General features: G+C 63.1%; 13 protein-coding genes and 1 pseudogene. 9 read left to right on the forward strand and 5 right to left on the reverse strand.

Annotation, left to right across the window (positions count from 1 at the left end):
- Positions 1 to 136 precede the first annotated feature (136 nt).
- Both BLW24_RS03185 and trmA read left to right on the forward strand, forming a co-directional pair.
- Complete coding sequence (locus tag BLW24_RS03185; RefSeq protein WP_090376595.1) at positions 137 to 1429, forward strand: NCS2 family permease; 1293 nt, start codon at positions 137 to 139, stop codon at positions 1427 to 1429.
- A 73-nt stretch (positions 1430 to 1502) separates the two neighbouring features.
- The gene (gene trmA / locus BLW24_RS03190; protein WP_090376598.1) at positions 1503 to 2591 is read left to right on the forward strand and encodes a tRNA (uridine(54)-C5)-methyltransferase TrmA; all 1089 of its coding nucleotides are present in this window, start codon (positions 1503 to 1505) and stop codon (positions 2589 to 2591) included.
- 2 nt (positions 2592 to 2593) lie between these two features.
- Here the strand turns inward: trmA and BLW24_RS03195 are convergent, their stop codons facing one another.
- Complete coding sequence (locus tag BLW24_RS03195; RefSeq protein WP_090376601.1) at positions 2594 to 2980, reverse strand: DUF4345 domain-containing protein; 387 nt, start codon at positions 2978 to 2980, stop codon at positions 2594 to 2596.
- A gap of 126 nt (positions 2981 to 3106) precedes the next feature.
- On the opposite strand from BLW24_RS03195, the pseudogene BLW24_RS03200 reads away from it, so the two are divergent.
- The 3 genes and pseudogenes from BLW24_RS03200 to ypfJ all read left to right on the forward strand — a co-directional run bounded on the left by BLW24_RS03200 (position 3107) and on the right by ypfJ (position 5362).
- A pseudogene (locus BLW24_RS03200) lies at positions 3107 to 3554 on the forward strand (DUF411 domain-containing protein).
- Positions 3555 to 3569: 15 nt separating this feature from the next.
- Positions 3570 to 4442 carry a PhzF family phenazine biosynthesis protein gene (locus tag BLW24_RS03205; RefSeq protein WP_090376604.1) on the forward strand — a complete coding sequence of 291 codons (873 nt, stop codon included), beginning with the start codon at positions 3570 to 3572 and terminating at the stop codon, positions 4440 to 4442.
- A 53-nt stretch (positions 4443 to 4495) separates the two neighbouring features.
- Positions 4496 to 5362: a KPN_02809 family neutral zinc metallopeptidase gene (gene ypfJ / locus BLW24_RS03210; RefSeq protein WP_090376607.1), complete on the forward strand. Its 867-nt coding sequence runs from the start codon at positions 4496 to 4498 to the stop codon at positions 5360 to 5362.
- A 195-nt stretch (positions 5363 to 5557) separates the two neighbouring features.
- Here the strand turns inward: ypfJ and BLW24_RS03215 are convergent, their stop codons facing one another.
- Positions 5558 to 6445 carry a PA4780 family RIO1-like protein kinase gene (locus BLW24_RS03215; RefSeq protein WP_090376610.1) on the reverse strand — a complete coding sequence of 296 codons (888 nt, stop codon included), beginning with the start codon at positions 6443 to 6445 and terminating at the stop codon, positions 5558 to 5560.
- A 347-nt stretch (positions 6446 to 6792) separates the two neighbouring features.
- On the opposite strand from BLW24_RS03215, the gene BLW24_RS03220 reads away from it, so the two are divergent.
- On the forward strand, positions 6793 to 7197 hold the full coding sequence (locus BLW24_RS03220) for a DUF2218 domain-containing protein (protein ID WP_338062045.1): 405 nt from the start codon (positions 6793 to 6795) through the stop codon (positions 7195 to 7197).
- A gap of 3 nt (positions 7198 to 7200) precedes the next feature.
- Here the strand turns inward: BLW24_RS03220 and BLW24_RS03225 are convergent, their stop codons facing one another.
- Positions 7201 to 8091 (reverse strand): LysR family transcriptional regulator, encoded by an 891-nt coding sequence (locus BLW24_RS03225; protein WP_090376614.1) that lies wholly within the window; start codon positions 8089 to 8091, stop codon positions 7201 to 7203.
- A gap of 100 nt (positions 8092 to 8191) precedes the next feature.
- On the opposite strand from BLW24_RS03225, the gene BLW24_RS03230 reads away from it, so the two are divergent.
- Both BLW24_RS03230 and BLW24_RS03235 read left to right on the forward strand, forming a co-directional pair.
- A complete protein-coding gene (locus BLW24_RS03230; protein ID WP_090376617.1) occupies positions 8192 to 8833 on the forward strand; it encodes an NAD(P)-dependent oxidoreductase in 642 nt (213 codons plus the stop codon).
- Between the two features lie 25 nt (positions 8834 to 8858).
- Positions 8859 to 9140 (forward strand): DUF2218 domain-containing protein, encoded by a 282-nt coding sequence (locus BLW24_RS03235; protein ID WP_090376619.1) that lies wholly within the window; start codon positions 8859 to 8861, stop codon positions 9138 to 9140.
- On the opposite strand, the gene BLW24_RS03240 is transcribed toward BLW24_RS03235, so the two are convergent.
- Both BLW24_RS03240 and BLW24_RS03245 read right to left on the reverse strand, forming a co-directional pair.
- Positions 9141 to 10328, reverse strand: coding sequence for a response regulator (locus BLW24_RS03240; protein WP_090376620.1), 1188 nt, complete (start codon positions 10326 to 10328; stop codon positions 9141 to 9143). It abuts the gene before it with no gap.
- A gap of 13 nt (positions 10329 to 10341) precedes the next feature.
- Positions 10342 to 13854 carry a response regulator gene (locus tag BLW24_RS03245; protein ID WP_090376623.1) on the reverse strand — a complete coding sequence of 1171 codons (3513 nt, stop codon included), beginning with the start codon at positions 13852 to 13854 and terminating at the stop codon, positions 10342 to 10344.
- Between the two features lie 122 nt (positions 13855 to 13976).
- Here BLW24_RS03245 and ada point away from each other — a divergent pair, with 122 nt between their 5' ends.
- The gene (ada, locus tag BLW24_RS03250) at positions 13977 to 15014 is read left to right on the forward strand and encodes a bifunctional DNA-binding transcriptional regulator/O6-methylguanine-DNA methyltransferase Ada (RefSeq protein ID WP_090387615.1); all 1038 of its coding nucleotides are present in this window, start codon (positions 13977 to 13979) and stop codon (positions 15012 to 15014) included.
- Positions 15015 to 15127 lie beyond the last annotated feature (113 nt).

Consider the following 15127-nt stretch of genomic DNA (forward strand, 5'->3'; position numbering starts at 1 on the left):
ATTCACCCCTTCCGGACGAGCTGATATGATGCGCGCCTTTTTCCAGATCGCCAGCAAAAACATGCACCCACGCGTGGATGTGCTTTGCTTTCGGTTTGCATAAACACGGCAAAAAAGCCGTTACGGGGAGTGCCACATGCTGGAAAGACTGTTCCAACTCAAAGCCCACAACACCACGGTGCGCACCGAGATTCTGGCGGGGCTGACCACCTTCCTGACCATGGCCTACATCCTCTTCGTCAACCCCAACATGCTGGCCGAAACCGGTATGGACAAGGGTGCGGTATTCGTTGCCACCTGCCTGGCAGCGGCGCTTGGCTCGGCCATCATGGGCCTGCTGGCCAACTACCCGATTGCCCTGGCACCCGGCATGGGCCTCAACGCCTTCTTCACCTACACCGTGGTGCTGACCATGGGGTACACCTGGCAGACCGCTCTCGGTGCGGTGTTTCTCTCCGGTGCGATCTTCTTTCTGCTGTCGATCTTCAAGATCCGCGAGTGGATCATCAACAGCATCCCGCTGGCCCTGCGCGCCGGTATTGCGGCCGGTATCGGCCTGTTCCTGGCGATTATCGCGCTGAAAAACGCCGGCATCGTGGTGGACAATCCGGCCACCCTGGTTGGTCTGGGTGACCTGAGCAAGGGCGGCCCGCTGCTGGCCTGCCTGGGCTTCTTCGTGATTGCCGCGCTGGCCTACCGTCGCGTCACCGGCTCGGTGATGATCGGCATTCTGCTGGTCACCGGCCTGTCGATCCTGTTCGGCCTGTCGCAGCTCAATGGCGTGGTGTCGATGCCACCGTCACTGACTCCGACCCTGATGCAGCTGGACATCATGGGCGCGCTGGATATCGGCCTGCTCAGCGTGATCTTCGCCTTCCTCTTCGTTGACCTGTTCGACACCTCCGGCACCCTGGTCGGCGTGGCGCAGAAGGCCAACCTGCTGGACAAGGACGGCAAGATGCCCAAGCTCGGCCGCGCCCTGCTGGCCGACAGCACCGCGACCATGGCCGGCGCGGCGCTGGGCACCTCGACCACCACCAGCTATATCGAATCCGCCGCTGGGATCAGTGCCGGCGGGCGTACCGGTCTGACCGCCTGCGTGGTGGCCATCCTGTTCCTCCTGGCACTGTTCTTCGCCCCGCTGGCTGGCGCCGTACCGGCTTTCGCCACCGCACCGGCGCTGATGTTTGTTGCCGTACTGATGATGAGCAGCCTGGCGCAGATCGACTGGGACGACCTCACCGTCGCCGCCCCCGTGGTGGTCGCCGCCCTGGCCATGCCGCTGACCTTCTCGATTGCCAACGGCATCGCCTTCGGCTTTATCGCCTGGACCCTGATCAAGCTGCTGGCCGGCCGCTGGCGCGATCTCAACCCGGCGCTGGTGGTGCTCTCGGTGCTGTTTGCGATCAAACTGGCGTACTTCGCTTAATCGCGCAGCACGTCATCGTAGGAGCGGGCGATGCCCGCTCCTACCCATTAACTGTAAAGATTTCGAGTAAACCATGAGCCGTTCCCAGTTCGATCCCGCCAACTACGCCGCCCAGCTTGCGGACAAGCAGCAGCGCCTGATCGAGCTGCTGGCGCCGTTCAACGCCCCAGCCCCCGAGGTGTTCGAATCGCCGCGCGAGCATTACCGCCTGCGCGCCGAATTCCGTCTATGGCGTGAAGGCGAAGGCCGGCACTACGCCATGTTCGAAGCGGGTGACAAGTTCACGCCGATTTTCTTCGAAAACTTCCCCATCGCCAGCGCGCAGATCAACGCCCTGATGCCACGCCTGAAAGCCGCTTGGCAGGCCAGTAGCGCCCTGAGCTTCAAGCTGTTCCAGGTCGAGTTTCTCACCACCCTGGCCGGCGATGGCCTGATTACCCTGTGCTACCACCGCCCACTGGACGCCGCTTGGCAAGCCGAAGCTGAAAAGCTCGCCACCGACCTGCAGGTCAGCATCATCGGCCGCTCCAAGGGCAAGCGCATCGTCATCGGCAAGGACTATGTCGAGGAAAAACTGCAAGTCGCCGGACGCACTTTCAGCTATCGCCAACCGGAGGGCGCGTTTACCCAGCCCAACGGCGAAGTGAACCAGAAGATGCTCGCCTGGGCCTATGACGCGCTCGGCGAACGCTCGGACGATCTGCTGGAGCTGTACTGCGGCAACGGCAACTTCACCCTGCCGCTGGCCACCCGCGTACGCAAGGTGCTGGCCACCGAGATCAGCAAGTCCTCGGTGAATGCCGCCTTGGCCAACCTGGCCGACAACGGCGTGGATAACGTCAGCCTGGTGCGCCTATCCGCCGAAGAGCTGACCGAAGCGCTGAATGAAGTGCGGCCGTTCCGCCGCCTGGCCGATATCGACCTGAAAAGTTACGACTTCGGCTGCGTATTCGTCGACCCGCCGCGCGCCGGCATGGACCCGGATACCTGCGAGCTGACCCGACGCTTCGAGCGCATCCTGTACATCTCCTGCAATCCGGAGACCCTGGCCGCCAACATCGCCCAGCTCAACGACACCCATCAGGTGACGCGCTGCGCGCTGTTCGACCAGTTCCCCTACACCCACCATATGGAGTCGGGCGTACTGCTGGAGCGCCGTTAAGCTTAAAGCCGCTGCAGCCCGCGCAGCGCCCAGAAACACAGCCCCGCCAATACCACTTCCAATAGCAGCGCGTAGAGATTGAAGGTCTGCTGCGCGCCGCCATCGAGCCACAATCCGCCAATCCGTGCCAAGGCCAGGGCGCTGTAGAGCAGTACCAGCAGGGTCAGCGCCGCTCGGGTCAGGTCCAGCCGGCTCAGCGACAGGCCGATAAACGCCGCCAGGCCCAGTTGCAGGCCGCCATAGAACGCTCGCATATCGGTGGCCGCCGCTGGCGACATCAGCAGCATGCCGCTGAGATTGGCCATTTCATGGGGACGCACAAAATAGGCCAGCCCCAGCCCTGCCAATGCCAACAGTTGAATAACCAGCACTATGCGTGCAAACAACATGGACACCCCCTCCCCCAGAAATCAAGCTCGCAGCATAAGCTGCGCCCGTCCGATTCGGAAATCGCCGGTGGTTAGCCACGGCCGCGCGGCGCTATGCTCAGCCTTTCACCTGCCAGGAGTCACCCCATGCGTCAGTTTTTTGTTGTTGCCGGGCTGCTGCTCAGCAACCTGAGTTTCGCCGCCGAGGCCTTGACCATTGACGTACACCGCGATGCCAACTGCGGCTGCTGCAAGGCCTGGATCAGCCACCTGCAGGACAACGGTTTTAACGTGGTCGACCATGTCGAAACCGATATGAGTGCGCTCAAACAACGCCTGGGCGTGCCGCCGCGCCTGTCCTCCTGTCATACAGGGGTAATCAACGGCCAGTTTGTCGAAGGCCATGTACCGGCCGCCGACATCCTCAAACTGCGCCAGCAGCCCGACCTGCTCGGCGCGGCGCGGCGCGGCCGTACCTGGCATGCCGGCCGGCTCACCGGGTATGAAATACGGCAATGTACGTGACGCTTATCAGGTCATCGGCCTGGATAAGCAGGGCGCAGAGCGGGTGATCAGCGAATACCCGGCCCATTGATAGCAAGGAGCCCTTATGTCACCCGTGGTTTATTGGCAGCTCGATGTCTTCGCCGAACGGCCGCTGGCCGGTAACGGCGTAGCGGTATTCCCCGATGCGCGCCAGCTGGATCCGGCCGTCATGCAGGCGCTGACCCGCGAGCTGCGCCAGTTCGAATCAATCTTTCTGCTGCCCGGCAAAGACCCGCAGGCTCAGGGCGCGCGAATCTTCACCATGGAAGAAGAACTGCCCTTCGCCGGCCATCCGATCCTCGGCGCCGCTGCCCTGCTGCACCATCTGCAGAGCGAAGACACACACGCCGAATGGACTCTAGAGCTGGCGGCCAAGAGCGTGCGCTTGCTTACCCGTCGCCAGGAACGCGGTTTTTATGCGCAGATGGACCAGGCCGCAGCCGAATTTGGAGCGCAGCTCAGCCCCGCGCAAGCGCAGGTAATCGCTGAAGCCTTTAGCTTGAACAGCGCCCACCTGGATCACCGCTACCCAGCCAGGGTAATCAGCACCGGCCTGCCCTACCTGATTCTGCCAGTCAGCGCCCAGGGCTTGGCCCTGGCCCGGCAGCAGCGCATGCTGGATGCCGAGCTGGCGTCCCATGCTGCCGCCTTCGTTTTCCTGCTCGACATGGATAACCGCGAAGGGCGCACCTGGGATCCTTCGGGGGTTATCGAAGACATCGCAACCGGTAGCGCCGCTGGCCCGGTCGCGGCCTTCTTGGTGGAACACGGCCTGCACCGGCGTGCAGAACACTTCAGCCTCAATCAGGGACGTTTCCTCGGCCGTCCCAGCAGGCTGGATGTCTGCGTTGGTAGCGACGACCGGATCAGCGTGGGTGGCAGCGTGCAGCTGGTGGCATGCGCCGAGTTATGGGTAGAACCGCACGAACTCGCCTGAGTGCAGGATAGAGAACGACGTTGCATGGCTGAAACAGACAAAAGGGCAGGACGATGCGCTGGAAACGCGGAAGACGCAGTGACAACGTGGTGGACGCACGCGGCAGCAGCCCCCGTATGGGCGGCGGCAAGGGGTTGACCCTCGGTGGCGTGGCCATCGTGGTGATCAGCCTGCTCAGCGGCCAGGACCCGATGCAGATTCTCGGCCAACTGGCCGGACAAGCCATGCAGGGCGGCTCGGTCAGCGCGCCGCAGAGCTCCACGCCTGCGACCAATGACGAACAGTCGGAGTTCGTCCGCGCGGTGCTCGGCGATACCGAGGACACCTGGCGGGAAATCTTCCAGGGCGCCAACCGCCAGTACCGCGACCCGACCCTGGTACTGTTTCGCGGCGGGGTGAATTCTGCCTGCGGCTTTGCCAACTCGGCGGTCGGGCCCTTCTATTGCCCTGGCGATCAGCGGGTGTATATCGACCTGGCCTTCTTCCGCGAGCTGGAACAGCGCTTTGGCGCCGCCGGCGACTTTGCCCAGGCCTATGTGATTGCCCATGAAGTCGGCCACCACGTGCAGACCCTGCTCGGCGTCTCGGCCAAGGTCAACGCCGACCGCCAGCGCGGCGAGCGGGTGGAAGGTGCAACCGGGCTACTGGTACGCCAGGAACTGCAGGCTGACTGTCTGGCGGGCGTGTGGGCCTTCCATGGCCAGCGCCGGCATGACTGGCTGGAGCCAGGTGACATTGAAGAGGCGCTGAACGCCGCCAATGCCATCGGTGATGACCGCCTTCAGAAACAGGCGCGCGGCCAGGTAGTGCCGGACTCCTTCACCCACGGCACCTCGGAGCAGCGCGTGCGCTGGTTCAAGACCGGTTTTGACGGGGGGGATGTCGGCCGCTGCGACACCTTCAAGGCTGCGCGGCTGTAGCCCTAAGCACGACCCGCAGGGTGGATGTCACTTCACTCACCCACCACTGCGCATCCGGATGGTGGATGAAAAAAGCGTCGGCTACGCGCCCCGATCCACCCTACAGACTGAACACTGGTAGTCACGGGCAACGGGCATAAAAAATGCCGCTCACCTGATCAGGTGAGCGGCATTTTTATCAGCAGCACGCGATGCCTATTGTGCCCAAGGTGGTGGCGGCTCTTCGCCCTTGGGTTCGTCTTCGGCATTCAACAGCGCCTGGCGACGTGCTTCGTCGGCCAGCGCGGCCTTGATTTCACGCATCACTGCGTCGATATCGGCTTCCTCTTCCAGATCATCGAATTCACCGGTCAGCGGACTCTCCGGGGTCAGCTCACCGGCCTCATACAGCGCCCACATCTCCTTGGCGTACTTGGTGAATTTCAATTCCGGGGCAAACTGACCAAAGTATTCGGCCATGTTGCGCACATCACGCTCAAGCATCTTGAACGCATGGTTGTTGCCAGCGGCATCCACCGCCTGCGGCAGGTCGATAATTACCGGGCCGCCCGGATCAAGCAGCACGTTGAATTCCGACAGGTCGCCGTGCACCAGGCCGGCGCAGAGCATTTTCACCACTTCACGAATCATAAAGGCGTGGAATTCGCGGGCATCGTCCGGATGCAGGTCGACATCATTGAGGCGCGGAGCGGCATCGCCCTCGCCGTCATCGACCAGCTCCATCAGCAACACGCCCTCAAGGAAGTCATACGGCTTGGGCACCCGCACTCCGGCGTTAGCCAGACGGAACAGCGCTGCCACTTCAGCATTCTGCCAGGCGTCTTCCTGGCCCTTGCGACCGTACTTCGAGCCTTTGGCCATGGCCCGGGCATCACGGCTATTACGTACCTTGCGGCCTTCCTGGTACTCGGCAGCCTGACGGAAGCTGCGTTTGTTGGCCTCTTTGTAGACCTTGGCGACGCGCAACTCATCACCACAGCGCACCACATAGACAGCAGCTTCTTTGCCACTCATCAGCGGCCGTACCACTTCATCGACCAGCCCGGCCTCAACCAGCGGCTCAATACGTTTTGGCGTCTTCATCAGCTTTAATCAGGGGTCCTGTGTTGCCCAAGTCGTATCTGCCGCCCGTTATACGGCAATCTTTACGCAGCGCCCACCCTCCTGTCAGCAAGCCCCAGATTGCTGGGTATTACGCGATCCTGCCGGATACGGCGCAAACCGCTCAATCACGCAGCCTGGCAGCACTTTATGGACAAGAAAACCAAGCAAACCAGGAGTTACAAGCAAGCGCCCGATGCAACCAAAAGGGATTAAGCACTGTCCCATAGGCAACATAATTGCCAGTCGCTCATCCCTTAACGCACTGGACCTGAACTTTACCCCGCGAAGGCGCTTTGCCTGAGCCAGCAGTGATTGGGGAAATAACCATGAAACGCGCCCAATCTGGCACCAGCAGCATGACCCTGGCCCCTGCCCTCTACCCGCGCGACGCACTGGACAACCTAGCAGCCCAGCGCCATGCCCACCCCGGTCGCTGCAACGGCATCAGCGCGCCGTACATTGCCTCCAGCTATGTGGCCACCGCTACGCCAGCGCGCTATATCAGCCGCCTGTGTACGCAGTTCGCCCACAAGCTACCGGTGAGTTTCGATGAGCACCACGGGCGCATCGAGTTAACGTTCGGTCTCTCGCACTTGCATGCCGGCCGAGCCGGCATGCATATCACCGCGCTGAGCAACAACCCGCAAGACCTGGACAAGCTCAAGCATCTGATCGCCGCACACTTCGAGCGCTTTGCCTGGCACGCCGAGCTAAGCCTCGACTGGCAATAGCAGTCAGGGCGCCAGAAGGTGCTGGCGTAGCGCATCAATGGCATAGCGCACCTTTGCCGGTTGCGCATCGCGGCGCGGCGTCACCAGATAGATACCGAATGGCGGCATATGCCAGTGCGGCAGCAGCTCGCGCAGGCTGCCATTGGCCAACTCCTCGCGCACTTCCTGCTCAGGCTGCAGCGACACGCCCATACCCGCCAAGGTGAAATGCCGCACGGCGAGGATGTTGTTGCAACCCACCCGGCTCTCCACCCGCAGCTTCTCGAGCTGTGCATCCGGCCCATGCAGTTCCAGCAGATTGAACGCGTTATCGCCATGCAGGATCAGCCAGTCCAGACCGATCAAGTCTTGCGGATGATTGATCGGCGGCTTGCGCAGCAAATAGGCCGGTGCGGCGCACAGCAGCATGCGCGAGTCGCCGATATGCCGCGCCACCAGGCTGGAATCCTCCAGATTGCCGACGCGGATGGCCAGATCGATACGCTGTTCAATCAGATCGATTTGCTCATCATGAAAAAACAGCTTGAGGCTCAGGCCGCTGTGCGCCTGTAACAGCGGCGCCAGTGCCGCGCTAAGCCGCCTCCCGGAAAACCCCACCGGCGCGGCAATGCGCAGTTCGCCTACCGGCGCATCACGCAACTCAGCCAGACGCTGTTCAGCCTGCTGCGCCAGCGCCAGCACCTGGGCGCAGCTCTGATAAAAGGTCGCGCCTGCCTCGGTCAGGGTCAGCTTGCGCGTGGTGCGATGCAGCAGGCTGACCTGAGTGCTGTCTTCCAGTTTACGAATCTGCTGACTGACCGCTGACTCCGTCATTCCCAACACCTCGGCCGCCGCCACCATGGAGCCACGGTCGACCACGGCGGCGAACACGGCCATGCGCTTTAACTGCTCCATTCGTAAGCCCTGCTTAATAGTTAAAGCCTTTTTAGCCTATTTTCTGCCCTTTACCCAACTGCGAGTATCTACTCCACTTCATTCCAACTGGAGACACCCCATGAAACTCGCCCTGATCGGCGCCAGCGGCTTTGTTGGCGCAGCTGTTCTGCAAGAAGCCCTGGACCGTGGCCACCAGGTCAGCGGCATCGTCCGTGATCCCGCGAAACTGCCACAGCACCCGGCGCTTACCACCATGGCTGGCGATGCCTACAACGCCGACGCATTGGCCGCGCAGCTCAAGGGCCATGACGCGGTAATCCATGCATTCAACCCAGGCTGGGGCACGGCGGAAATTCGCCAGCGTTTTATCCAGGGCAGCCAGGCGATCATCGCCGCCACTAAACAAGCCGGCGTGGAGCGCCTGCTGGTAGTCGGCGGCGCGGGCAGCCTGTATGTCGCCCCCAACCTGCAGCTGATCGACACCCCGGACTTCCCCGCCGAATACAAGGAAGGCGCCGAAGGCGCGCGGCAGACCCTCAACCTGCTGAAAACTGAAACCGCGCTGGCCTGGAGCTTTATCTCACCACCCGCGCTGTTGCAGCCGGGCGCGCGCAGCGGACAGTTCCGCATCGGCGGCGAGCAGTTGCTGATGAATGGCGACGCCCCAGCGCAGATCTCGGTGGCTGACCTCGCGGTGGCCATCATCGATGAGCTGGAACGCCCGCAACACCTGCGCCAGCGTTTTACCGTCGGCTATTAAGCCGTCACTTGATCAGGAGAACCCCATGCAACTGAACGCCAGCGCCTATGTCGTCACGGATACACCGGCCCGCTATATCAGCCGGCTGTGCAAACACTTCGCCCACAAGATTCCGGTGAGTTTCGATGAGCAGCAGGGGCGTATCGAGTTCGACAGCGGCCTGGCCTTGCTGCAGGCAGAGGCCGACGGCCTGCGCCTGAGCGTGCAAAGCGCCAGCAGCGAAGGCCTGGAAAGCCTGAAGAAGGTGGTGACCAGTCACTTCGAGCGCTTTGCCTGGCAAGCCGAGCTGAGCCTCGACTGGCAGTGATCAGCCCGCTGGTAGGGTCAGCTCGATGCTTTCGCCCAATGACTCATCCAGGCGCTGCAGCTCGGCATGAATCGCCGCCGCATCGTCGGCCAGGCGCTGAGCAATGTTGGCGAAGTCATCGGCGGCTTCGATAAAGGCCAGCACCACCGAGGGGTCGAAGCGCGTACCACTGGCCGCGCTGATCTGCTTGAGCGCTTCGGCGTGACTGCACGACGGCCGATACAGGTGGTGGCTGGTCAGTTCCTCATAGGCACCGACCACCGCCATCAACCTGGCCGTCAGTGGGATCTGCTCGCCCAGCAGGCCCTGCGGATAACCGCTGCCGTCCCAGCACTCATGCTGGCTATAGACGATATCGCGGGCATCGCGGAGAAAATCGGTGACGTTGCCCAGCTTGGCCTCGGCGGCAAGCAAGGCATCACGCCCGGCTTCGGTATGCCGATGCAGCAACTGCAGATCATCGCCCTGCAGCCGCTGGATCGGGTTGAGCAGGATCCGATCCGGCAGCACCAGTTTGCCGATGCCATGCAGCAGTGCCGACTTGCCCAGTTGAGTGATGCGTTCGCGGTTCAACTCATCGATCAGCGCCGGCTGCTGATGGGCCAGCGCTGTAGCCAGGGTGGTCATATAGGGCTCGATACGCGCCAGGTGCTTGCCGCAAGGGTTGTCGCGCATGGCCGCAAGGCTGGCCATGGCCTCGATGGTGACCTCCTGCAGGCGCTGCATATCGCGGGTGCGGCGGCGCACTTCCAGCTCCAGGTATTCACTCTTGTCACGCAGGAAATCCGCGCTGGCCTTGAGCTGCAAATGCGCGTGTACGCGGGCGAGCACCAAGGGCGGGCTGATCGGTTTGGTGATGTAGTCCACCGCGCCGAGGTCAAAGCCGTGCTGCTCGTCAGCCACCTCGGTCTTGGCGGTGAGAAACACCACCGGAATATCCGCCGTGGCCGGGTTGAGCTTGAGCAGGCGGCAAACCTCGTAACCGTCCATCTCCGGCATCATGATGTCGAGCAGGATCAGATCCGGCTGCTGGCTGCCGGCGGCAATGCGCAGCGCCTTGACGCCACTGCTGGCGACCTTGACCCGGTAGCTGCCAAGCAGCAGCCCGCTCATCAGTTCGAGGTTTTCCGGGGTATCGTCCACCACCAGCACCAAGGGCTGATCCGGCCGGTCGAGTATGTTGTCCATCACCACTCCCCACTCATAGTCTCAGGTGCCGTTGCCCGGCTGCGGCTTGCAGCAGCGCCAGCGCCAGCGCCTGCTCGAAGTCAAACCCGCGCACCGCTGCAGCCAGCGCCGCGTATTCACTATTAAAGGCGCTGCGCAGCAGTTCGGCCTGCTCATCGAAGAGTTTTCCGGCGCGCGGATCGTCCTCGACGAACAGTCGCTGCAGCTGCCGGCACAGTTGCAGCAGCTGTTCGCTATCCACCGCCAGCAATTCGTGCGGCGGCTCGGCAGGCAATTGCCCGTTGATCGCCGCCACCAGGGCTTCCAGGCTCTGCTGCAACTCGGCCAGCAGGCCGTCCAGCTCATCGTGACGGGCATCCTTGATCGCGCTCTCTAGGGTCGCCGCCTGAGCGGCCAGGGCCGTCGCGCCGAGGTTACCGGCCAGGCCCTTGAGGCTGTGGGCCAGACGCTCGGCACTTTCCTGCTGATTGGCCGCCAGTGCGGCGCGCAGCTGCGTCGGGAAATCGCCCTGGCTGGCGACAAACTTGCCGAGCAGCCGCTGGTACAGCTCGCGCTTGCCGAGCACCCGACGCAGGCCGCTGTCGATATCCACCCCTGGCAGCTGCCAGTCCACCGCAGCTTCAGCTATGCGAGGCGACTCACTCAGCGGCTCGGCCTGGATCGGCATCCAGCGCACCAGGGTGTGCCACAGCTCGTTTGGCTCAATCGGTTTGCCCAGGTGATCATTCATCCCGGCGGCCAGACAGCGCTCGCGGTCGGCCGGCATGGCGTTGGCAGTCATAACGATGATCGGTAGCGCGGCAAAGCGCGGCTCGCGGCGAATCGCCTCGGTGGTGGCGATGCCGTCCAGCACCGGCATCTGCATGTCCATCAGCACGAGGGCGTAATAACCCTCGGCATGGCTGCGCAGCAGCTCCAGGGCAATGCCGCCGTGCTCGGCCTGATCAATCTGCAGGCCGCTTTCCTGCAGCAGGCCGCAGGCCACTTCGCGGTTCAGCTCGTTGTCTTCCACCAGCAGCACACGCAATGCGCCGAAATTGGGAATCTGCTCACCCGCCGGCAAGCGCGCAAAGCCCTGCTCCGGCTCTGCGCCAGCCAGGCTGCGGATCAGCGCGTCGAACAGTAGCGAGGGATTGAGCGGCTTGAGCAGCACATCCTCGACACCGACTTTCTCCGCGCCCAGCAGCACCTCCTCACGACAATGGGCGGTGACCATCAGCAGGTGCGGTGGCGGTTGCAGATTGAGTTCGCGCACCCGGCGCAGGGTTTCAATGCCATCCATGCCAGGCATCTGCCAATCGACTAGCAGCACCTCGAACGGCTCACGTTGCAGGCTGGCCTGTTGCACCTGCTGCAAGGCGGCCATGCCCGAGGCCACGGCCTCGACGCGAAAGCTCATGCTTTCCAGCATGTCGTGCAGCACCTGCCGCGCGCTGTCATTGTCATCCACCACCAGCACCTTGCGCCCGCGCAGATCGGCCTGCGGCAGCAACCGCTGGGTTTGCTGGCGAGCAATGCCCAGCGGCACGCGGCACCAGAACAGGCTGCCCTGCCCCGGCTGACTTTCGACCCCGACGCTGCCGCCCATGGCCTCGGCCAGGCTCTTGCAGATGGCCAGCCCCAGACCGGTGCCGCCGTATTTGCGCGTGGTAGAGCTGTCGGCCTGCTGGAAGGACTCGAACAGCCTACCCATCTGCTCTGGCGTCAGGCCGATACCAGTGTCGCGCACGCCAAGGTAAACCAGCACCTGCTCGGCGTCGCGCTGCTCGACGCGCAGGATCACCTCGACCTCGCCCTGCTCGGTGAACTTCACCGCATTGTTGGCGTAGTTGATCAGGATCTGCCCGAGGCGCAGCGGATCGCCGACCAGTTGCTGCGGCAGCTGCGGATCGAGGTTGAACACCAGTTCCAGGCTCTTGGCGGCGACCTTGTCGCCGATCAGATTGGCGAGGTTTTCCAGCACCTGCTGCAAGTCAAAGTCGATGCGCTCGATGGTCAGCTTGCCGGCCTCGATCTTCGAGAAGTCGAGGATGTCATTGATGATCCCCAGCAGGTGCTGGCCGGATTGCTGAATCTTGCCCAAGTAATCACGCTGGCGCGGGTTCAGCTCGGTTTTCAGCGCCAGGTGCGACATGCCGATAATCGCGTTCATCGGCGTGCGGATTTCGTGACTCATATTGGCGAGAAAGTCCGATTTCAGCCGCGCAGCCTCTTCGGCCAGCTCCTTGGCCTCGGCCATGGCCTGTTCCGCCTGCTTGCGTACGGTGATGTCGCGGCTGATACCCACCAATCCCAGCAACTGACCCTGCTCGTCATAGAAGGTGGTGCGCAACGTATCGAAGATCACCCGCCGGCCATCCGGGTAGAGCGAATAGCCTTCGCTTTCAAACGGCTGCGCCTGGCTTCTGGCGATGCGGTCATGCTCGGCGCGCGAGGCAGCCCAGGCCGGATCAAGCAGCGCCTCGTCACGCTGGCCCTGCACCGCCTCACTGGGGCGGCCGAATAGCGTGGCGCAGGCCTGGTTGATGCCGACATAACGGCCGTCGACATCCTTGAACCAGATCGGACCGGGAATCGCGTTGATCAACGCCAGCAAGGTGCTGCGCTGACGGCTGGCCTCGGCCTCGGCACGCTGACGCTCGGCAATCTGCACCGCAAGGCGGCGATTCCACACCAGCACGAAAATCACCAGCGCCAGCAGGCCGAGCAGATAAGGCCAGCCCACGGCCAGCAGGCGCCGCCAGTTGAATACGGTCAGCGGCGGCAGCCAGCGCTCCTTGATTGCCTCCTGCTCGGTGTCACTCAGGTCACTCATGGCCAGATTCAGCAGGTTCACCAGCTGCGGCCAATCCGGGCGCACGGCAAAGCGAAACTCACTGCTGGACAGGCCGGTTTCGCCGCGCAACTCGAGGTTGGTCAGGTTCAACTCGCGAATCAAGTAGCTGGCCACGATCATGTCGCCGACATAGGCATCGGCGCGGCCAGAAGACACCGCGCGCAGCGCCGCTTCGGTGTCACCCACTTCGAGCAACTGCACGCCCTTGACCTGCTCGCGCAAGGCCTGCTGCAGCGCATAACCGCGCTCGATGGCAACCCGTTTGCCGGCCAGGTCACGCAGACGCTGCACCGCCAGTTCGCCGCGAGTAAAGATCAGGCTGCTGCTGGTTAGATAAGGATCGCTGAAGGCCATAAAGGCTTCACGTTCGGCGGTCTTGGCTACCGATGGCAGCAGGTCGACCTGGCCACTGCGCAGGGCTTTCAGCGCGCTATCCCAGTCGTCCATCAACACCGGTTCAAAGCGCAGCCCCTGGCGCTGACCGAGCAGCGCCAGGTAGTCGCCGCTGAGGCCGCGATGCTGACCTTGCTTGTCCAGCACATCAAACGGCGGCCAGCCGTTGCGTTCAATACCCACCCGAATCACCGCGTGTTCGGCGAGCCAGACACGCTGCTGTTCGTTCAGCGGCAGCGCCGCCACTGCCAAGGAGGGCAGCAGGCATAACAGCAACAGGCAGCAGAGGCGCGACATGGCGGCATCCTTGCGGACAGTCAGGTGCTATTGAGCTTAGTCAGCAGTTTGAAAGTCAGATGTGGATTGGCAGACCACCAACCGCAGCCGACAATCAGCCCATGTTTATTGAGGATCGCGCCATGCTCGATGCCAACCGCTGCTGGCAAGCCGTATGCGACCGTGACGCCGCGCAGGATGGCCGCGTTGTGTTTGCCGTGCGCAGCACCGGTATCTATTGCCGCCCCAGTTGCCCGGCGCGGCGGCCCCGGCGCGAGAACGTGAGTTTCCATGTCGACGCTGACGCCGCAGCCGCTGCTGGCTTTCGCCCATGCAAACGCTGCTCGCCGCAAGGGCAGAGCCCGGCCGAACAACTGGATGCGTTGGTCGTGGCTGCCTGTGAGTTACTTAATAGCAGCGAACAGCCACTGTCCCTTGCGCAACTGGCCGCGCGCATTGGCCTGTCCGCCTCGCACCTGGCACGCGCCTTCAAGGCCCGCACCGGGCTAACGCCGAAAGCCTGGACGGCGGCGCAACGCCGCGCGCGCCTGGAGCAGCAGTTGCCGACGGCAAGCAGCGTGCTGGATGCCGCACTGGACGCCGGCTATTCCAGCACCCGCGCGCTGTATCAGCAGCCAGCCGCTCTCAGCCCGGCGCAACGGCGCAAGCAGGGGGCGGGCGAACAGCTGCGCTACAGCATCGCGCCCTGCTCGCTCGGCCACGTGCTGTTGGCCAGCAGTGGCAAAGGCATTTGCGCACTGCTGTTTGCTGACGACCCGGCGCTGCTGCTGAATGAATTGCAGCAACGCTTTGCCGCCGCCGAGTTGCAACTGGATAACACCGGCCTGGGCGCGGAGTTGCACCAAGTTTTGGCGCAAATCCGTGAACCGCAACGTGCCGCCCAGTTACCGCTGGATATTCGCGGCACGGCGTTTCAGCAGCAGGTGTGGCGCGCCCTGCAACAGATTCCACTGGGACAGACACGCAACTACGCCGAACTGGCCGAGCAACTGGGCAGCCACCCGCGCGCCGTGGCCCGCGCCTGCGCCAGCAACCCGCTGGGCCTGTTGGTGCCGTGCCACCGGGTGATTGCCAGCAACGGCAGCCTCAGTGGTTACCGCTGGGGCCTGGCGCGCAAGGCGGCGCTGCTGAAGGGCGAAGCCGATACCCAGGCGCAATAGCTGCGTCGACCTGAACGCTCGGTTGAATGCCGGCCTGGAGTGGGAGGGGCTTTAGCCGCGACGTGTAGCGCCCCCAAGATTTGTCGCGGCTTAAGCCCCTCCCACGGAGCGCG

Source organism: Pseudomonas anguilliseptica, assembly GCF_900105355.1.
Taxonomy (GTDB): Bacteria; Pseudomonadota; Gammaproteobacteria; order Pseudomonadales; family Pseudomonadaceae; genus Aquipseudomonas; species Aquipseudomonas anguilliseptica.